14 protein-coding genes and 1 pseudogene are annotated in these 19,524 nt (G+C 75.4%); 9 read left to right on the top strand and 6 right to left on the bottom strand.

What is annotated here, in order from left to right:
- Window positions 1-722 precede the first annotated feature (722 nt).
- Both ACZ4M8_RS01730 and ACZ4M8_RS01725 read left to right on the top strand, forming a co-directional pair.
- On the top strand, window positions 723-1,562 hold the full coding sequence (locus ACZ4M8_RS01730) for a GNAT family N-acetyltransferase (protein ID WP_467602474.1): 840 nt from the start codon (window positions 723-725) through the stop codon (window positions 1,560-1,562).
- Complete coding sequence (locus ACZ4M8_RS01725; protein WP_467602472.1) at window positions 1,559-2,392, top strand: lysophospholipid acyltransferase family protein; 834 nt, start codon at window positions 1,559-1,561, stop codon at window positions 2,390-2,392. Before ACZ4M8_RS01730 ends, ACZ4M8_RS01725 begins: the two co-directional genes overlap by 4 nt.
- 62 nt (window positions 2,393-2,454) lie before the next feature.
- Here ACZ4M8_RS01725 and ACZ4M8_RS01720 read toward each other — a convergent pair whose 3' ends face one another.
- Complete coding sequence (locus tag ACZ4M8_RS01720) at window positions 2,455-3,081, bottom strand: winged helix-turn-helix domain-containing protein (RefSeq protein ID WP_467602470.1); 627 nt, start codon at window positions 3,079-3,081, stop codon at window positions 2,455-2,457.
- Window positions 3,082-3,639: 558 nt separating this feature from the next.
- Between ACZ4M8_RS01720 and ACZ4M8_RS01715 the strand changes: the two genes are divergently transcribed.
- The 4 genes from ACZ4M8_RS01715 (at window position 3,640) to ACZ4M8_RS01700 (ending at window position 7,932) form a co-directional block, all read left to right on the top strand.
- Window positions 3,640-4,527 carry a Gfo/Idh/MocA family protein gene (locus ACZ4M8_RS01715; protein WP_467602468.1) on the top strand — a complete coding sequence of 296 codons (888 nt, stop codon included), beginning with the start codon at window positions 3,640-3,642 and terminating at the stop codon, window positions 4,525-4,527.
- Between the two features lie 140 nt (window positions 4,528-4,667).
- Window positions 4,668-6,254: an AMP-binding protein gene (locus ACZ4M8_RS01710; RefSeq protein WP_467602466.1), complete on the top strand. Its 1,587-nt coding sequence runs from the start codon at window positions 4,668-4,670 to the stop codon at window positions 6,252-6,254.
- Between the two features lie 113 nt (window positions 6,255-6,367).
- Window positions 6,368-6,640, top strand: a complete 273-nt coding sequence (locus ACZ4M8_RS01705; protein ID WP_467602464.1) for a hypothetical protein — start codon at window positions 6,368-6,370, stop codon at window positions 6,638-6,640.
- 362 nt (window positions 6,641-7,002) lie between these two features.
- The gene (locus ACZ4M8_RS01700; protein WP_467602462.1) at window positions 7,003-7,932 is read left to right on the top strand and encodes a LysR family transcriptional regulator; all 930 of its coding nucleotides are present in this window, start codon (window positions 7,003-7,005) and stop codon (window positions 7,930-7,932) included.
- A 259-nt stretch (window positions 7,933-8,191) separates the two neighbouring features.
- Here ACZ4M8_RS01700 and ACZ4M8_RS01695 read toward each other — a convergent pair.
- Together ACZ4M8_RS01695 and ACZ4M8_RS01690 are read right to left on the bottom strand one after the other, a co-directional pair.
- Window positions 8,192-8,719 (bottom strand): annotated as a pseudogene (locus ACZ4M8_RS01695) (PadR family transcriptional regulator); the annotation flags it as partial.
- Between the two features lie 215 nt (window positions 8,720-8,934).
- On the bottom strand, window positions 8,935-10,962 hold the full coding sequence (locus ACZ4M8_RS01690) for an oxidoreductase (protein ID WP_467602460.1): 2,028 nt from the start codon (window positions 10,960-10,962) through the stop codon (window positions 8,935-8,937).
- Between the two features lie 428 nt (window positions 10,963-11,390).
- Between ACZ4M8_RS01690 and ACZ4M8_RS01685 the strand changes: the two genes are divergently transcribed.
- Window positions 11,391-12,263, top strand: coding sequence for a HalD/BesD family halogenase (locus ACZ4M8_RS01685; RefSeq protein ID WP_467602458.1), 873 nt, complete (start codon window positions 11,391-11,393; stop codon window positions 12,261-12,263).
- 68 nt (window positions 12,264-12,331) lie between these two features.
- Complete coding sequence (locus ACZ4M8_RS01680; protein ID WP_467602456.1) at window positions 12,332-14,251, top strand: choline/carnitine O-acyltransferase; 1,920 nt, start codon at window positions 12,332-12,334, stop codon at window positions 14,249-14,251.
- Window positions 14,252-14,596: 345 nt separating this feature from the next.
- Here the strand turns inward: ACZ4M8_RS01680 and ACZ4M8_RS01675 are convergent, their stop codons facing one another.
- A complete protein-coding gene (locus tag ACZ4M8_RS01675; protein ID WP_467602454.1) occupies window positions 14,597-15,457 on the bottom strand; it encodes an Fpg/Nei family DNA glycosylase in 861 nt (286 codons plus the stop codon).
- 178 nt (window positions 15,458-15,635) lie between these two features.
- On the opposite strand from ACZ4M8_RS01675, the gene ACZ4M8_RS01670 reads away from it, so the two are divergent.
- Window positions 15,636-17,777, top strand: coding sequence for an ATP-binding protein (locus tag ACZ4M8_RS01670; protein ID WP_467602453.1), 2,142 nt, complete (start codon window positions 15,636-15,638; stop codon window positions 17,775-17,777).
- On the opposite strand, the gene ACZ4M8_RS01665 is transcribed toward ACZ4M8_RS01670, so the two are convergent.
- On the bottom strand, window positions 17,702-18,238 hold the full coding sequence (locus ACZ4M8_RS01665; RefSeq protein WP_467602451.1) for a hypothetical protein: 537 nt from the start codon (window positions 18,236-18,238) through the stop codon (window positions 17,702-17,704). The two genes, ACZ4M8_RS01670 and ACZ4M8_RS01665, sit on opposite strands and share 76 nt — an antisense overlap.
- Window positions 18,235-19,500, bottom strand: a complete 1,266-nt coding sequence (locus ACZ4M8_RS01660; protein ID WP_467602450.1) for a hypothetical protein — start codon at window positions 19,498-19,500, stop codon at window positions 18,235-18,237. The genes ACZ4M8_RS01665 and ACZ4M8_RS01660 overlap by 4 nt, the downstream gene beginning before the upstream one ends.
- Window positions 19,501-19,524: the final 24 nt, after the last annotated feature.

Genomic DNA, 19,524 nt, shown 5'->3' with positions numbered 1-19,524 from the left:
CCCGCACCGGCACGCTAACGGCCCCCGGCCACCACTCCAAGGAGGAGGACGGGCCGTTCCGGGCCCCGTCCGTAACGGGATACGACCGTTCCTGGGGTGTTCCGTTCCGGAACCCGATCGTTCCGGGACCGGCTCGTTCCTGGTTCCGGCCTGTTCCGGGGGCCGGGCCGTTCCAGGGCAGGACCGTCCTGGTCCTGCCCGTCCCGGGCACCGGCCGTGCCCTGCCCCCGTGGCCCGCGCCCGGCGCCCGTTCGGCGATCCCACGCCCGGGACGGCTCGTTCCAGGGACCGGGCCGTTCCAGGGCCGGGCCCGCCCGTTCCAAGACTCGGCCGCCCCGGCGCCACCTCATTTCATTCCGGGCCGGGCCGTTCCAGGTCCACTTCGTTCCGGCCCCCACCTCGGGCCAACCCCCGTTCCAGGCACCGCCCGTCCCACGACCGGCCCACCCCGGGCCTCGCCCGTCCCGGCCCCACCGGTGACTGTTCGGCGGCCCCTCACCCGTACGCTCCCTCCGCTTCACGCGCCCGGACGGTACCCGCGGGGACAGTCGGGGGCGGGGTGCACCACCGTCCCGCCCGTGCCCCGGGCGCGCGCCGCCGTGCCCGTCCCGCTTCCCGACACCGCAACCCGTACTCCGCCGGTCGCGCCACGGGACCGGCGTCCGCCACCGTTCCGCGGCCTCCCGCAGCCGGGAGACCGCCGCCTCCCCGGAGGGTTCGCCATGCGTACGGCCCCGACCGTCCCCGCCCACGACCCCGCACCCGCCACCGGGCCGCAGCCCGGCTACACCACCGCGCTCGCCGCCACCGACGCGGAGATCCGCGCCGCGCAGCGGCTGCGGCACCGGATATTCGGCCAGGAACTGGGCGCCACCTTGCACACCGAACTGCCCGGACACGACACCGACGCCCTCGACGCCCACGCCGACCACCTCGTCACCGTCCACCACCCCTCCGAAGAGGTCGTCGGCACCTACCGGCTGCTGCCGCCCGGCCGCACCCGGCGGCTCTACTCCGACGACGAGTTCGACCTCACTGCCCTGGACGCGCTGCGCCCCTCCCTCATCGAGGCGGGCCGCAGCTGCGTCCACCCCGACCACCGCGGCGGCGCCGTCATCAACCAGATGTGGGCCGCCCTCGCCCGCTACACCCTCCTCTCCGGCCACCGCTACCTCGCCGGCTGCGCCTCCGTCCCGCTCACCGACGGCGGCACCGCCGCCGCCCACGCCTGGGCACTCGCCCGCACCCGCCACCCCGCCCCGCCCGGCCTGCACGCCGTCCCGCACCGGCCCTGGCTGCCCGCCGGAGAACTGCCCCGAAAGCCCGCCGCCGCACAGCTGCCGCCGCTGCTCCGCGGGTATCTGCGGCTCGGCGCCTGGATCGCCGGACCGCCCGCCCACGACCCGGACTTCGCCGTCGCCGACTTCTTCGTCGTCCTCGACATGGAACGCCTCGGCGACCGCTACCGCCGCTACTTCCTCGGGACGGACACCGCCCCGCGCACCCCCGTGACGCCCGGCCCCCGCGGACCGGAACGCCGCTCCCCGGAGCGCGCGGCATGACCGGCGGCCCCTGGGACGTCACCCCCGGCTGCGGCCGCCACTGCGCGCGCCACGCCCTGCCGCCCGTCCCGGCGGTCACCACGGCGCTGCGCGGCGCCGCGTTCGCCGCCACCGTCCGCCGGGCGCTGGCCGACGGCGGGCACCTCGCCGACCCGGCGCGGCTGCGCGACCGGGCCCGCGCCCTGCTCGCCGCCCTCGGCGTCCGCCTGGACGGCGGCGGGCCGCTGCGCGCGCCGTCCGCCGGGTCCGGCACCCTCATCGTCGCCAACCACATCTCCTGGCTCGACATCCCGGCGCTGCTCGCCGTGGACCCGGCACCGGTGCTCGCCAAACGCGAGGTCGGCACCTGGCCGGTGGCCGGCGGCCTCGTCCGCCGCGCCGGTACGCACTTCATCGACCGCGCCAGCCCCCGCCAACTCCCGCATGTCGTCGGCGCGTTGACGGACATCCTGGCCTCGGGCCGGTCCGTCGCGGTGTTCCCGCAGGCCACCACCTGGTGCACCGCTGACGGAGGCGTCTTCCGGCGCGCCACCTTCCAGGCCGCGCTCGACGCCGGCGCCCCCGTCCGCCCGGTGACCTTGACCTACACCCAGGGCGCGCGGCCCTCCACCGTCGCCGCGTTCTGCGGCCCGGACAGCTTCCTCGCCTCGCTCCGCCGCGTCCTGACCGCCCGCGGCCTCGCCGTACGGGTCACCGCGCACCCGGCGCTGCCCCCGGGACGCTGCCGCGACCGCCGCGAACTGGCGGCCCTCGCCCGCTCCGCCGTCCTCGCCGCCCCGCACCCCGGCGCACCGGAGCGCCCCCACGCCCCCGCGTGCCACGGATACTGACCCCGGACAGACGGACGGCCGGGCCCGCACCCTCGTGCGGACCCGGCCGTTCGCCGTACGGATCAGGCGCTGGGCACGTACTTGTAGCCGACGCGCCGCACCGTGACGATCGACGCCCGGTGGTCGGCGCCGAGCTTCCGCCGCAGCCGGGCGATGTGGACGTCCACGGTCCGGCCGTCACCGACGTGCCCGTACCCCCACACCGTCGTCACCAGCTGATCACGGGTGTGCACCCGGTGCGGATGCGCCACCAGATGCGCCAGCAGCTCGAATTCGAGATACGTCAGATCCAGCGGACGGCCCAGCACCTGCGCCGTCCGCTGCTCCGGATCGATCCGTACGACCTCGTCACCGGTGTGCGCACCGGGGGCGGGCGCGGTCTCGTGGGCGGACCCACCGGGCGGTCCGGCGGCGGGTGCGGGGGCGGCGGCCGGACGGTGGCCCGCCGCCGCGGCCTGCTCGGCCGGTACGAGGACGAGGTAGCCGACCATCGGCGGGCGGCCCGGGAGTACCGGCAGGCTGCCCTGCGGTGCGGGCAGCCAGGTCGCGCCCGAGGTCAGCAGCTCGGCGACCGGCGGCACCTCATCGGGTGCCACGGCGCGCAGCCGCTGCCGGCCGACGTGCGGGGGAGGGGAGGAGGGGAGGGGAGCCGTCGCGGAAGTGGCAGGCAGCGGGCGGATGTTCGTCATGGAATTCAGCTCTTTCGCGCAGAGAAGCGTCAGGGGACGTCGTGCGCGCGGGCAGGGCCGACGGCGCCGTTGAACGGCGTCGGACGGAAGAGGTGCGGGCCCGCGCTCAGTGCGCGCGGCAACACAGACGATCGAAGGCGTGCGCCTGGCGGGACGGCCAGAAGGGCTCCAGGTCGCTGCGACCCGTCGCGCTGTCATTGAGGCTGGCCATGTCGCCCATTGAAGCAGACGGCAGTTGATATGTCCTTCACAAGGACCGAGGTGTGAGACGGATCGCCCACATGGTGTCGCCCTGCCCCGGAGCCCCCTGTCACCCGCGCCCGGTACGGCGTCAGTTCGCCCACGTCCCCGGTACGGCGTGGTACGGGCGGGGCGTACGGCGACGGTCCGGGGGAGCGCGGAGCCGCCGCCCGCGCCCCTCCGGAACGCGTCGCCGACCGGCCTCCCCCGGGCCCCGGGCCGGTCCACCGCCGGATGCGCGCGGCCCCGGGTGATTCCGGCCCCCGCGCCGGGTTCGGTCACCCCGGGGAGCGGCACCCCGCGGGGCAGACTGGCCCCATGACGACCCCGCGTATCGGACTTCTCGGCACCGGCTTCTGGGCACAGCGCGTCCACGCACCCGCCCTGGCCGCCCACCCCGGAGTGGAACTGACCGGCGTCTGGGGGCGCCGCCCGGAGGCGGCCGAGGAACTGGCCCGCGCCCACGGTGCCCGCGCCCACACCTCACCGGACGCGCTGTTCGCCGACTGCGACGCCGTCGCCCTGGCGCTGCCGCCGGCGGTCCAGGCATCCCTGGCGACCCGCGCCGCCGAGGCCGGCTGCCACCTTCTCCTCGACAAACCCGTCGCCCTCGACCCGGACGCCGCCCGGACCCTGGACGAGGCGGCCACCCGCGCACACGTCGCCACCATCGTCTTCTTCACCGCCCGCTTCGGCACCCACGAGGCCGAGTGGATCGCCGGCCGCGCGGAGGAGGGCGGCTGGTTCACCGCCCACGCCGACTGGCTCGGCTCGGTCTTCGCCGAGGGCAGCGACAGCCCGTACGCCGTCTCCGCCTGGCGCCGCGAGAAGGGCGCCCTGTGGGACGTCGGACCGCACGCGCTCTCCGTCCTGCTGCCGGTCCTCGGCGACGCGGTGGACGTCGCCGCCCGCCCCGGGCCCGCCGACACCGTGCTGCTGACGCTCCGCCACCGGGGCGGCGCGGCCAGCTCCGCCACGCTCAGCCTGACCGCGCCCCCCGCCGCCGCGGGCGTCGCCGTCACCCTGCGCGGCACCGCCGGCGTCGCCGTCCTGCCGCACCGTCAGGACGGCCCGCTGCCCGCCTACCACCGCGCCGTCGACGCCCTCCTCCTCGCCGCCCGCACCGGCCGCCCGCACCCTTGCGACCTCCGCTTCGGCCGCCGCGTCACCGAGATCCTGGCGGCGGCGGAAGCGGCGCTCGGCTGACGTACCGCCGGGCCCCGATGGCGCATTCGCGCAGGTACGGGCCGTCGCGGGCCGTAGCGTCGGCGTACCGGCGGGCCGTCACACGCCGGCGCCCCGCCCGCGCCGGCCCGCCGCACCGCACCGCACGAAGGAGCCCGCCCGTGACCGTCCCCGCCTCCCCGGACGCCGCCTACCCCGACGTCCTCCTCGCCGCCCTGCGCCGCGATCCCGCCCGTACGGCCCTGATCGCCGCCGACGGCGGGGAGTTCACCGCGGGTGAGCTGGCCGACGCCGTGCACCGGACGGCCGCCGTGCTGGCCGCCCGGGGCGTCGGCCGCGGCACCACCGTCGCCGTGCTCAGCACCACCCGCCCCGCCGCGCTCACCGCCCGCTACGCCGCGGGCCACCTCGGCGCCCGGGTCGTCCTGCTCTACGACGGGCTCGCCCCCGCGACCCTCGCCACCCTCGTCGAGGGTGTGGACGCCGCGTTCCTGCTCGTCTCGCCGGACCTGGCCGGCGCCGCCCGCGCCCTCCTCGGCCACCTGTCCGGGCCCCGGCCCGCCGTCCACACCCTCGGCCCCGTCCCGGACGCCCCAGCGGAGCCGTCACTGGGCGACGACCTGGCGGCCGCCTGCGACGCGCTCCCCGCAACGCCCGACATACCCGGGGCGGCGCTCCCCGGGGACGACTGGTGCATCCGCCACACCGGGGGAACGACCGGCGTCCCCAAGGGAGTCCGGATGACGCACGCCCCCTACGCCCGCATGCTGACCCGCCCGATGGCCGCCGCCGGGAACCCGCCCCGCTTCCTGGCCGCCACCTCCCTCGCCCACCTCGCGGGCATCTTCACCGATGTGACGCTGGTGTCCGGCGGCACCGCCGTCCTGCTGCCGGGCTTCGAGCCGGGCGAGGTGCTCGCCGCCGTCGCCCGCCACCGCATCACCCACCTGTGGGCCCTGCCGCCGCTCCTCTACCGCCTCCTCGACCACCCCGACCTGCCCGCCACCGACCTCTCCTCCCTCACCCGCGTCACCTACGGCGGCTGCCCGGCGTCCCCGACCCGGATGCGGCACGCCGCCGAGGTACTGGGCCCGGTCCTCTACGGGGAGTACGGCCAGTCCGAGGCGCTGTCGATCGCCGAGGCGGTCCCCGCCGACCTGGACGTCACCGGACCGGGCGGCCGCCTCACCGTGGGCCGGGCCCGGCCCGGCGTCGAGATCGCCGTACGGGACGCCGGGGGCCGCACCCTGGCACCGGGGGAGACGGGCGAGATCCATGTCCGGTCGGCGGGCGTGATGTCCGGATACTGGAAGCAGCCGGAGCGCTCCGCCGAGGTGCTGGTGGGCGACGGCTGGCTGCGCACCGGCGACATCGGCACCCTGGACGAGGAGGGCCGGCTCTACCTCGTCGACCGTGCCAAGGACGTGATCATCGTCGTCGGCGGCCACGTCCACCCGCTGGAGATCGAGGATCTGCTGCACACCCACCCGGACGTCGCGCAGTGCGCCGTCTACGGCGTGCGCACCGACGCGGGCGAGGAGGTGCACGCCGCGGTGGTCGCCGCGCCGGGCCGCACCGTCGACCCGGAAGAGCTGCGCGCGTTGGTGGTTCATGACAAAGGCGCCATGTACGCGCCGGTGGCGTTCCGGATCTGCGACGCGCTGCCGCTGACCCCCGTCGGCAAGCCCGACAAGGTCCGGCTGCGGGCGACGGCGCAGGCGCCCGGCGAGGCGGCCGCGGCCCGCTGACCGGATCCGTCCCCGGGACGTCATATCGCTGCTGGTCAGGGGCGATTGTCAGTGGCCGGCCGTAGAATGGGGACCAGTAAGTGAGGGTTCACCCAGCATCTGGAGGTTGCCCGATGGCCCCTGCCGCTCTGACGACGAAACCTCTTCCGGCGCATGCGCCGGCCAAGAAGCCGCTGCCCGCCGGTTGGCCCCGCGAGCGGTATGAATCCCACAACCGCCGCCTCAAGGCCATGCGCCTGGCGATAGCCCTGCTCGACACCGGCGTCCACGGCCCCGACCAGGCGCCCAACGGCCGCATACGCGCGATGGCCGACACCATCGGCGTCCACCGCCCGTCCGACACCACCTGCCGTCTGGTACGCGCCCTGCTCTACGACAACTGCTGACACCGGGAGCATCCGGTGCGGGGGAGACCGGCACCGGATCAGGAGATCGGGCCCTCGCGGGCGTCGTGCTGACGCCCGCGAGGGCCCGGTATCCCCCCGATTCCCCCGTCGGACGGTTTCCGCGCCGAGGGCGCGGAGCCTGGGCAGCGAGCGGTCCGTCGCCTCCGGGCCCGGTATGCAGCCGGAAAGCGGCCCGTCGCACGTCCGCGGATGCGAACGCCCCCCCCTGTGGGCATCCGGAGCCCGCTGCCCGCGCCGTGATCACCAGCCTTCCAGCCGCCCGCACGGCCCGCAACGCCGGTCCGATGCCACTTCAACTCGCATTGATTGCAAGGAGGTTATGAATCCTGGAGGGTAGGGGCATGACGAGGAACGGCGCGCCGCGCGACGCCCATGTGCGGCATCTGAGGGCCTTCCTGGTGCCGGCCGAGGAACTCCACTTCGGGCGCAGCGCCGCCCGGTTGTTCCTCACCCAGCCCGCCCTCTCCCAGCAGATCCGCACCCTCGAACGCGACCTGGGCGTCCGGCTGCTCGACCGCTCCACCCGCCGGGTCGAGCTGACCCGCCCCGGCAGGGAACTGCTCCCGGCGGTACGGGAGGCGGTACGCGCCGCGGACCGGCTGCGGGAGGAGGCGGCGGCCCGCTCGGGCGCCGGGAGCCTGGTCATCGGCTCGTTCGAGAACATCGCGCTGATGGAGCCGGTGCCCGCCGTCATCGACACCTTCCGGGCGGCGCTGCCCGAGGTCGGCGTACGGATGCGGCGCGCCGCGTTCGACACCGCCACGGTGCTGCTGGAGGGTGAGGTCGACGTCGCCTTCCTCTTCCTCCCGGTGCCGGACGGCATCCAGTACCTGACGCTCGCCGGGGGCGCGCGGTGCGCGGCGATCAGCGCGGCGGACCCGCTGGCGCAGCGGACGGCCATCAGCCTCGCCGATCTCTGCGATCACCCGCATCTGGGCTGGTCACCGCGGGTGCCGCGGGTCTACCGGGAGCACTGGTCCGCCGACCCGCGGCCGGACGGCGGCCCGGTGCGCTACACCGACCACGGCGTCGTCGACTACGCCGGATCGCTGCTGGCCATCGCCATGGGCGAGGGCATCCAGCTTCCCCCGGAGGCCGCCCGTCACCTGTATCCGAGGGCCGGGGTCTCCTACCTCGACGTCAAGGACCTGGCCCCCTGGTGGATGGCGCTGGCCTGGCTCCCCGCCAAACGGGACCAGCCCCAGGTCAAAGCCTTGCGTGAAGCCGCCCACCGGGTGGTGGCGGAACGGGAGGGGGCCGGGCGGCCCTGACCCCGAGCCCTGGGATGCCCTGGCCGGGCCGTTGCCGGTGCCCGAGCTGACGCCGGGGCCCGTGCCGGGGGAGTACCCCGGGCTTCCCCTAGGGGGCCTCGCCCGAGTCCGCCGTGCCCCCGGCGCTCTCCGTACCTCCGGCGCTCTCCGTACCTCCGGCGTCTTCTGCGGCGGTCGCATCCGCAGCAGCGTCCGCCGCGTCCCCGGCGCTCTCCGCACCGGCCGCTTGCGCCGTGTCCGCCGCGTCCGCCGGATCCGTCAGTTCCGCCACCTCCGCCAGCGCCGACGTCAGCCAGGTGATCCAGAAGGTCTCCAGGTCGATGCCGGCGCGGAGGACCAGTCGGCGCAGCCGGTCGCCGGGGGCGTCGGCGGACCGGAAATCACGCTCCTCGATCGCGGTGTACTCCGCCAACTGGCGTCGGTGCAGGCCGAGATGGCGGCGCAGTTCCTCGTCGAGCCCGACGTGGCCGACCACGGCCGCGGCCCGTATCCGCAGCAGCAGGGCGTCCCGGGGCGGCTTGGGGTCCTGCGGCTCGGCCGCCCACGCGGTCAGCGCGGCGCGGCCGGACGGCAGCACCTCGAACTCCTTCTTCTGCCCCCGGGCGGGCTGCGCGGCGGGGAGCGCCCGGATCAGCCCGGCGGCCTCCAGTTTGCCCAGTTCACGGTAGATCTGCTGGTGCGTCGCCGACCAGAAGTAGCCGATCGACCTGTCGAACCGCCGCGTCAACTCCAGCCCCGACGACGGCTTCTCCAACAGGGCGGTGAGGATCGCGTACGGCAGGGACATGGACGCATCCTAGGCCGGTCCGGACGCCTGGCGAGGGCCCCGTCCGCCCGGGGCCCCGCCCGTGCGGGCGGCCCGGACCTGCGCGGATCCGCGGCCGCCCGGAGCCCGGAGCCCGGCCCCGCCCCGCCCCGCCCGCGCGCCTGCACGTGACGGCGGCCCGAGTCCGGTGCCGGCCGCCCGGAGCCGCACCACGCCCCGCGTCCGCCGTTCCGCCCTCACAACCGGGCCGCGAGCCGTGTCCCTCCGTCGATCGCGCGCTTGGCGTCGAGTTCGGCCGCGAGTTCCGCGCCGCCGATCAGATGGACGGAGTGGCCGGCATCTGCCAGCGCGTCGTACAGGTCGCGGCGGGGTTCCTGGCCGGTGCAGAGGACGACGGTGTCCACCGCGAGGGTCCGGCGCTCTTTGCCGACCGTCAGGTGCAACCCGTCGTCGTCGATGCGGTGGTACGTGGCGCCGGCGGTCATCGTCACGCCGCGGTGGCGCAGTTCGGTGCGGTGGATCCAGCCGGTGGTCCTCCCCAGGCCCGCGCCGACCTTGGTGGTGCTGCGCTGGAGGAGGTGGACCCGGCGCGGCGGCGCGCTCCGGCGCGGTGCGGTGAGGCCGCCCGGGGCGCCGTACCCGGTGTCGACGCCCCACTGACGGAAGAAGACCTCCGGGTCCCGGCTCGCCGGTTCGCCGCTGTCGGTCAGGAACGCCGCCACGTCGAAACCGATGCCGCCGGCGCCGATGACCGCGACGTCTTCGCCGACCGGTGCGCCGTCCCGGAGGACGTCGAGGTAGCCGAGGACGCTCGGGTGATCGGTGCCCGGGATCGGCGGGGTGCGCGGAGTGACGCCGGTGGCCAGCACGATCTCGTCGTACCCGGCGCCGTCCAGCGCCTCGGCGGTGACCGGGGTGCCGAGGCGGACGTCGACCCGCGAGCGCTCCAGCGCGTGGCGGAAGTACCGCAGTGTCTCGGCGAACTCCTCCTTGCCGGGGACCCGGCGGGCGATGTCGAGCTGCCCGCCGATCACCGCGGCGGCGTCGAACAGGGTCACGTCGTGGCCGCGTTCCGCCGCCGTCACCGCGCAGGCCAGTCCGGCGGGCCCGGCGCCGACCACGGCGACGCGCCGGCGCCGCCGCGTCGGCGAGAGCACCAGCTCCGTCTCGTGGCAGGCCCGCGGGTTGACCAGACAGGAGGTGATCTTCCCGCTGAAGGTGTGGTCGAGGCATGCCTGATTGCAGCCGATGCAGGTGTTGATGGCCGCCGCCTCGCCCCGTCCGGCCTTGGCGACGAACTCCGGGTCGGCGAGGAACGGCCGGGCCATCGCGACCATGTCGGCGGCCCCGCCGGCCAGCACCTCCTCGGCGACCTCGGGGGTGTTGATGCGGTTGACGGCGACCAGCGGCAGCTTCACCGCACCGCGCACCCGCCGCGTCACCCAGGTGTACGCGCCGCGCGGCACGGACGTCGCGATGGTCGGGATACGCGCCTCGTGCCAGCCGATCCCGGTGTTGAGCAGCGAGGCGCCGGCCGCCTCGACCGCCCCGGCCAGTTCGATGACCTCCGGCAGTGTGGAGCCGCCCGGCACCAGGTCCAGCATGGACAGCCGGTAGATGATCAGGAAGTCCGGCCCGGTCCGCTTCCGCACCCGGCGGACGATCTCCACCGGGAACCGCATCCGGTGCGCGTACGAGCCGCCCCACCGGTCGGTCCGCCGGTTGGTGGCGGTCACCAGGAACTCGTTGATCAGATAGCCCTCGGAGCCCATGATCTCGACGCCGTCGTACCCGGCGGACCGCGCCAGCTCCGCGGCGCGCACGAAGTCCTCGACCGTCCGCTCGACCTCCTCGTCGGTCAGCGCGTGCGGGGTGAACGGGCTGATCGGCGCCTGGAGCGCGCTCGGCGCCACCAGGTCCGGATGGTGCGCGTACCGCCCGAAGTGCAGCAGCTGGAGCGCGATCCGGCCGCCTTCGCGGTGCACCGCGTCGGTGATCAGCCGGTGCTCGGCGGCCTGCGCCTCGGTGGTCAGCGCCGCCCCGCCCTCGTACGGCCGCCCGGCGTCGTTGGGCGCGAACCCGCCGGTGACGATCAGCCCGACGCCGCCGCGCGCCCGCTCGGCGTAGAACGCCGCCATCCGCGCGAACCCGCCGGGCGCCTCCTCCAGTCCGACGTGCATCGATCCCATCAGGACGCGGTTGGGCAGCGTCACGGGCCCCACATCGAGCGGGCTCAGCAGATTCGGGTACGGGCTCGGGCTCATCGGGCCTCCTGGCGCGGCGACGGTCGTCAGGGACGTTCTAGGGCACCCGAACGGTCTTGTGCAACAAGTTGCATAAAAGAGTGACCCAGGCGACGGCGCGCGGGCCCGGTCCGCCGCCGGCCCCGCGGCCCGCCCGGCGTCCGCTGTCACCCGACGGCTCTGCGGGCGCCGCCGTTCGCCCGCGCCCGGCCCGGGACCGGTGCCCGCGCCCCGCCGACCGCCTCCGCGAGCCCGCGCCCACCCGGCGCGCCCCGCCCGCCCCCGCCGCACCGTGGGCCGTCTCACAGCGGACTTCCCGTTCGCCCGGCCCCAACTGGGTTACCTCTCAGTAGAGTTGCCGCATTCCGAGGGGTGGCCGACGGCGCGTTCCGTACGGGGACGACGGCGCGCGGCGCGCAGGCCGCCCGCCCGCACACGGAAGGGACCGCATGAGCACACCGTCCACGACGCTCACGCTCGACCACGTGGTCGACACCGACCGCTACCCCCTCGCCGACCCCGAAGCCCCCGCCGCCCGGACCGTCATCGAGCGGGCCCGCCGCGAGCTGCGCACCCACGGCTGCACCGTCCTCGCCGACTTCCTCCGCCCGCCGCAGCGCGACGCCCTGCGCGAGGAGTGCGCCGGCCTCGCTCCCCGCGCCCACTTCGCCACCGAGACCGTCAACGTCTACAACATCGCCACCGACACCCCGCTGCCCGACGGTCACCCGGGGCGCCGCACCTTCCTGCGCGGCAACGCCTTCGTCCCCCGCGACCGCATCCCCGCCGACGCGCTCATCAGCCGGCTCCACACCGACCCGGACTTCCAACGCTTCCTCGCCGCCTGCTTCGGCCTGCCCCGGCTGCACCCGCTCGCCGACCCGCTCGCCGGACTCGTCCTCAACGTCGTCGAACCGGGCATGGAACACCCCTGGCACTTCGACACCAACGAGTTCACCGTCAGCATGCTCACCCAGGAGGCGGCGGAGGGCGGCGAGTTCGAGTACTGCCCCGGCATCCGCTCCGCCGACGACGGACGCTTCGACGACGTCCGCGCCGTCCTCGACGGCGACGGCGGCCACCTCGTCCGCCGCCTCCCGCTGCGCCCCGGCGACCTCCAGCTCTTCCGCGGCCGCTACGCGCTGCACCGGGTCAGCCCGGTCCGCGGCACCCGGGCCCGGCACTCCGCGATCTTCGCCTACAGCGAGCGGCCCGGCGTCATCGGCAGCCTCGCCCGCACCCGCCAGCTCTTCGGCCGCGTCCTGCCCGCCCACGAGGCCGCCGCCCGCCGCGCGGTCCGCGGCGACACCCTCCTGGACTGACCAACCCCCGTACGATTCCCGCTCGTTGAGCACGTCGCCCGTACGCACCCGTCGAATCGAGAGCCGCCATGCCCACACCCGAGGACACCGCGCCCGGCACCACCTTCGCCCACGACGACCAGCTCCCGAAGGTGCCGCTGCCCACCCTTGAGGAGAGCTGCGCCCTCTTCCTGGAGTGGTGCCGCCCGCTGCTGACCGACGCCGAACGCGCCGCCACCGAGGCCGAGGTCGCCGCCTTCCGCGCCCCCGACGGCCCCGGCCCCGTCCTGCACGCCGCCCTCGCCGCCTACGACGCGCTCCCCACCACCCACAGCTGGCTCGACACCTTCTGGCCCTACCGCTACCTCGGCCGCCGCGACCGCATCGCCCTCAACGCGAACTTCTTCTTCCTGTTCCGGGACGAGTTCCGGGACGGGAAGGCCGCGCCGGGGACGGGCGCCGCGCCGGGCACACCGGACGCCGCACCGGCCGAGGGCGAGAGCGCCCCGGCCACGGCCTCCCTCGCCGCCGACCCCCAGCTCTCCCGCGCCGCCGGCCTCATCGCCGGCGCCCTCCACCACAAGCGCCTCCTCGACGAGGAACGGCTCCCGCCCGTCCTCCAGCGCGGCCGCCCGCAGTCGATGGACCAGCACCGCTACCTCTTCTCCACCACCCGTATCCCCGGCACCGACCAGGACACCGTCCGCTCCCCGTACTCCGCCGAGTGGCCCGGCCCCTCCCGCGCCCGCCACATCGTCGTCTTCTTCCACGGCCGGATGTTCCGCCTCGACGTCCTCGCCCCCGACGGCACCCCCTACGGCCTCGACGACCTGCGCGCCGGGCTCGCCGCCGTACGCGAGGCGGGCGCCGCCCCCGCCGAACCGGGCACCTCCGTCGGCCACCTCACCACCCTGGCCCGCGCCGAATGGGCCGACGCCCGCACCGCCCTCCTCACCGACCCCGGCAACGCCGCCGCCCTCGACACCGTCGAAACCGCCCTCTTCTGCGTCTGCCTGGAGGACTTCGCCCCCGACGGCGTCCAGGAGGCGTGCGACGAGCTGCTGTACGGCGACCGCGGCAACCGCTGGTTCGACAAGGCCGTCTCCCTCATCGTCTTCGCCGACGGCCGCGCCGGCATCAACATCGAACACTGCGAACTCGACGGCACCACCGTCCTCGCCTTCGTCGACGGCCTCCTCGCCACCACCCCCGAGGAGCACGCCCGCCTCGCCGGCGCCCGCACCCAGGGCCCGCCCGCGCCGACCCCGCTCACCTTCACCACCGACCCCGCCACCCGGGCCCGCGTCCGCGCCGCCGCCGACGCCTTCGCCGCGTACGGCCGCGCCACCGCCACCCGCACCGTCACCTTCGACGACTTCGGTGCCGACACCGCCAAGGCCCTCGGCGTCTCCCCGGACGCCTTCGTCCAGCTCGCCTACCAACTCGCCCACCAGCGCGCCAAGGGCCACCTCGGCGCCACCTACGAATCGATCGCCACCCGGCAGTGGCGGCGCGGACGCACCGAGGCGATGCGGGTGGTCACCGAGGAGATCCGGCACTTCGTCGCCGCCATGGAGGACCCGGCCGCCGACCCCGCCACCCGCCGCGCCGCCTTCCGCGCCGCCGCTCAGGCCCATGTCGCCCGCGCCAAGGACTGCCAGGCGGGCCGCGCCCCCGAACAGCACCTGTGGGAACTGGAGCTGATCCAGCGCCGCCGTGGCCCGGAACTCGGCCTCCCCGACCAGCCCGCCCTCTACCGCTCCCCGGGCTGGCTGACCCTGCGCGACGACTACCTCAGCACCAGCTCCGCCCCCTCCGCCCACATCCAGTTCTTCGGCTTCGGCTCCACCAGCAGCCGCTGCATCGGCGTCGCCTACGTCCTCCTGGCCGACCGCTTCCACCTCTACCTCAGCACCCCGGAGAAGGTCGCGGAGCCGATGCACACCTTCGCCGGCCGGCTCCGCCGGGCAGTGACGGAACTGCGGGACCTGCTGGGCGAGGAGGGATGACCGCGGCCATCCGCGACTGACGGGGCCGGCTCACCCCGTGAGACGGGCGGGGCCGCGGGTACGCGCGACCGCGGCCCGCCCACGGCTGACGGGGCCGGGCGCCGCGTTCGGCCGTGCCCGCCCCCGTCAGGGGTCCGGCAGCTACGGTCCCGTGGCCGCGGCCGAGGAGGCCGCGTCCGGTTGCGCGGGCCGGTTGCGCGGGCTCCGGGCGCCCGGCCGGCCGTACGGGGCCGGGCGCCGTATTCCGCCGCGCGGCGCCCGCGTCGTCCGGAGGCCCGCCGGCCGGTCGCCCTTCCGGCGGGCGCCGCCCGCACCGCGCGGCGCCCGCCGCCCCCTCCCCCCTCCTCACTTCAACAACCGCGACATCCGCCGGTCCGCCAGAATCTTCCCGCCCGTCTGACACGTCGGGCAGTACTGCATCGACCGGTCCCGGTACACGACCTCCCGCACCGTGTCCCCGCACACCGGACACGCCTGGCCGGCCCGCCCGTGCACCCGCATCCCGCTCTTCTTCTCCGCCTTCAGCTTCCCCGGCTCCAGCCCGCCCGAGCGCGCCACCGCGTCCGCGAGCGTCGACCCGATCGCCGCGTACAGCACATCGGTCTCCTCCTCCGACAGCGACGCCGCCGCCTTGAACGGCGACATCCGCGCCACGTGCAGGATCTCGTCCGAGTACGCGTTCCCGATCCCGGCCAGCACCCCCTGATCCCGCAGTACGCCCTTGATCTGCCGCCGCTCGCCGCTCACCACCGCCCCGAACGCCTCCCGCGTGAACGCGGCGTCCAGCGGATCGGGCCCCAGCCGCGCCACCCCGGGCACCTCCCGGGCGTCCCGCACCACATACACCGCGACCTGCTTACGGGTCCCCGCCTCCGTCACGTCGAACCCGTCCCCCTCCGCCAGCCGCACCCGCAGCGCCAACGGCCCCTTCCCCGGCCGCGGCGCCCCCTCCGGCACCTCCTCCCGCCACCGCACCCACCCCGCCCGCCCCAGATGCATCACCAACCGCAACCCCCCGACCCCCACATCCAGAAACTTCCCCCACCGCGCGACGCCCCCGCACACCTCCCCCTCCAACTCCGTCACCGCCGGCTCATACGTCTTCAGCACACTGACCGCCACCGGAAACACCCGCTCGACGGTCTTCCCTTCGACCCGCCCCCGCAGATACCGGACGAGCGACTCAACTTCTGGCAATTCAGGCATGGGGTCAGTGTGGCGCGATCGGGGGACTCCGGCACGGGCGGGAGCGCCGTCCGGCCGGGGCGGGGCCGCCCGCACGGGCCGACGGCCCCCGCGCGGGTGCCGAGTGTCCGCCGCGTACTCGGACATACTCATCCAGGAGCCGTCCGGGTGCAGCCGGCGGCCGGGGCGAAGGGGGCGCATGCCGGTGGACGAGCAGAGCGTTCACAACGACATCAGCGGGCAGGTCCTGGGCCCGAGCCTGCAGGCAGGCATCATCCACGGGGATGTGTACATCGGGAGCCAGGGGGCCGCCCTCCCACCGGTGCCCAGGCAGTTACCTCCCACCGCACCGCTCACCGACCGCGCGGACGAGCTGCTGTTCCTGACCTCCCACCTCGATCGCTGCGCCCGCCGCGGACACCCTTTCCTGGCAGCCATCAGCGGCCTGGGCGGCGTCGGCAAGACCGCTCTCGCGCTGGACTGGCTGCACTCGCTGAGACCCTCGCCGTCCGGCGGTCAGCTCTACGCCGATCTGGGCGCGCGGTCGCCGAGCGGGCCGGCCGACCCGGCGGAGATACTCAGCGGCTTCCTGCGCGGCCTCGGCGTCGCACCGCAGCAGGTGCCGCACGCCCTCGCCGAACGCGCGGCGCTGTACCGCTCGCTGACCTCCCGGCGCCCGGTCGCGGTGCTGCTCGACGACGCCGAGAGCGCGGCGCACGTCCGCCCGCTGCTCCCCGGCGGGGGCAGCGTCACCCTGGTCACCAGCCGCGCCCGCCTGACCGGTCTCACCCTCGAAGGCGGTCAGCAGCTCCACCTCGAACCGCTCGCACCGGACGACGCCGTCGCGCTGCTCGCGGACACGCTCGGGGACCACCGGGTGGCCGAGGACCCCGACGACGCCCGTGCCCTGGTCCGCCTCTGCGCCGGCCTCCCGCTCGCCGTACGGCTCGTCGGCGCGCGTCTGGCCGCCCGGCCGCGTCGCAGCATCGCCGTGATGGTGGGGGCCCTGTCCGAGGAACGCGGACGCCTCGCCGCCCTCGCCATCGACGGGGACCGCAGCGTACGGGCCGCCCTGGACCTGTCCTACAGCGGTCTGCCCCCGGACGCCGCCCGGCTCTACCGGCTGCTCGGCACCCACCCGGGAAGACACATCGACAACGGCCTCGCGGCGGCCCTGCTGGCCCCCACCGGAGTGACGGCGGGCGAGGCCGCGGAGCTGCTGGACGTCCTCCACGACACCCATCTGCTCACCGAGACGGGGGAGGGCCGCTACCGCTTCCACGACCTCGTACGGCTGCACGCCCTGGCGCGGGCCGAGGAGGACGAACCGGCGGCGGAACGCGCCGGGGCGCTGCGCCGTACAGCCGGTCACTACCTCGCCCTCGCCACCCTCGCGGAGCAGGCCGTCGAGCCGCGGCGGACCGCCCTGGAACGGGACCCGGCCTCCCGGGAGGTGTACTGCGCGCCGTTCGGCAGCCGGGACGCTCAGGCGGCGCTGGACTGGCTGGAGCGGGAACTGCCCGATCTCGTCGCGGTCGTCCGGCGCGTCAGAACCACCGGCTTCCCGTGGTTCTGCTGGCAACTGGCCGATGCCATGTGGCCGCTCTTCCCCCGCCGCAAACACTACGAACACTGGCGCACCGTGCACGCGGAGGGCCTGGCCGCGGCCGAGGAGTACGGGGACCGCGTGGCGCAGGCCAGGATGCTGACCTCCGGAGGTCTGGGCGAGCTGGGACGCGGAGAGCACGGCCGGGCCCTGGACATGTTCGAGGCGGCGGCGGAGATCCTGGCCGAGGACGGCGACGCCCTGGGGCACGCCCGGACGCTCAACTACCGCGGCCTCGCCCTCCAGCGCCGCGGCGACACGGCGGCGGCCGAGGCGCTGTTCGTCCGCGCCGCGTCCGAACTGCCCCGCCACGGAGATCCGCGCGCCGGCGCTCTGGCCCGTCTCAACGCCGCGGGCATCGCCCTCGACGCGGACCGGCGCCAGGAGGCCGCGGACGCCGCCGCGGCGGCGCGGGACGCCCTGCGCGAGGCGGGCGACACCTACAACGCCGCCCGCGCGACGACTCTCCTGGGCCGGGCCCGGATGCTCGCCGGTGCGGCGCGGGAGGCGGAGGACCTGCTCTCCGAGGCGCTGACCGAACTCCGCGGCGTCAACGCCGGCTACGAGATCGCACGGACCCTGGAAGCCCTGGCCGAGATCGCCGAGGGCCGGGGGGAGATCCCCTTGGCCAGGGCCCGCTACGAGGAGGCGCTCGACCTCTACGCCGGAGTGAACCGCACGGAACGCGCCGACGCGGTACGCGCCCGGCTGAGCGCGCTCGACACCGCCGGTTGACCGGCCGGGATCACCCGCACCGCCGCCCCGGCCAGCGCCCGCACCGGCAGACCGGTCACCAGCCAGGCGTGTGCCAGCGAGGCCCAGGTCTCCCATGACGCCACGGCGGCGTGCCCGGAGCCCAGCTCCACCCAGCCGTCCCGCCACGGGGCGCACCGCATACGGCACCTGGCGGGCCCCTGGACGAGAGCCAGCACGGCCGCCCCGGAAGCCGGGGACGTCTCCCTGGCCGGCTCAGAGGCCCCGATCACCAGCACATCGGCCAGCAGCGGCCACGGGCGCGGCGCCGGAGGTGCGACCCGCAGATGGTGATCGGTCACCCACCCACCGCCGGGCAACCGCAGCCGCACCGTCGTCCGCACCGCCGTCACGGCCTCGGATACGGGCGTCTCCTCGGCCACGGCGAGCAGCGTGCCGTCACCGGGGCCGGGCCCGTGGACACTCAGCCACCGCGCCGTCATGTCTCCGCCCCGCCCGCGACCCCGAAGTCCAGGGTGACCGGCAGCGACGCTATCTCCGGTACCAACCTCGCGGCCGGCGCCCGCAGCCGCAGCGTCCGGTAGATCAGCGACCGCATCCGGCGGGCGAACCGGCCCGGCTCCGAGGTGAGCCGGGCGGCCACCCGGGCGTAGAGCTCCGGCCGTGCCGCCGCGGCCGGGGCCCGCAACTGCCGCCGCAGCGGGCGGTCGGCCCGCAGCCGGGGCGCGAAGGAGCGCAGTTCCGCCATGGGGGACCCCGGGTCCAACTCCACCTCGGACGAGCCCGTGGTCAGCACCCGGGCGCCGGTCATCGTGCCGTAGAGGGCGGCGGATCCGTGGTCCCCGACGATGATGTCGGACGCGACGACCGCGCCGCACCAGTCCGAGTACTGGCTGATCACCTGCACGCCCGCGCGGCCGAGCCAGGTCAGCCAGCTCTTGATCTGCCACTCCCCGTGCGCGTTCCAGATGTTCGGATGCAGCATCAGCGCGATGCTGTACTCCTCGCGCGGGAGGTCCGCCGCCAGCCGTTCCAGCAGCTCCCACTCCTCGCCCAGCAGCGACTGGGGCCCCCATGTGGAGCAGGCGAGCACCAGCTCCTGGTGCGCCCCGGTGCGCAGCGCCTTCCGGTACAGCGCCCGCGACGGCATGCTCGCCCTGATCCGGTCGTGGCACGGGTCGCCCACCACATGGGCCACCGGGACCGCCTCCGGGCACTCACGGCCGAGCCTGGCCAGCTCCTCGGCGTGGGAGAGCACGATCGCCGACGGGATGACGGCTCCGTCCCGCACCAGTCGCTGCCTGCTCAGCCCGTAGACGCCACGCTTCGCCGGATCGGCCGCGGCGGCGAGGTGTCCGGTCGGCGACGACACGAGCTTGTTGTGCCCCACCCCGTGCGGCAGCACGATCACCGGTGCGTGCAGTTCGTGCAGGCCGCCGTGGCTGGCCGCCAGCGCCAGGTCGAACGGGAAGCTCACCGCCTGCGCCCAGGGCAGCACCAGCGCCCGGGTGCCCTCCAGGAAGGCGTCCACACCCTGGCTGAAGACATCGGGTGCCACCGTGAAGATCACCTGCACCCTGGGGTCACCGTCGAGCAACCGCGCCGCGTCCAGCACCCGCTGCCCCGAGGTGACCGTGTGCACCACCGCCAGGATCTTCTTCCGCACCCTGCGGGTGGCCCACCGCTCGACGTCCAGCCGCAGCGGGACGTGCCGCCACTCGAATCCCGATACCGTCATGTTCATTCGAACTCCCCCACGTTCACATCG

It is taken from the genome of Streptomyces sp. NPDC027185 (assembly GCF_055567035.1).
This window is presented reverse-complemented; position numbering and strand designations above follow the sequence as displayed.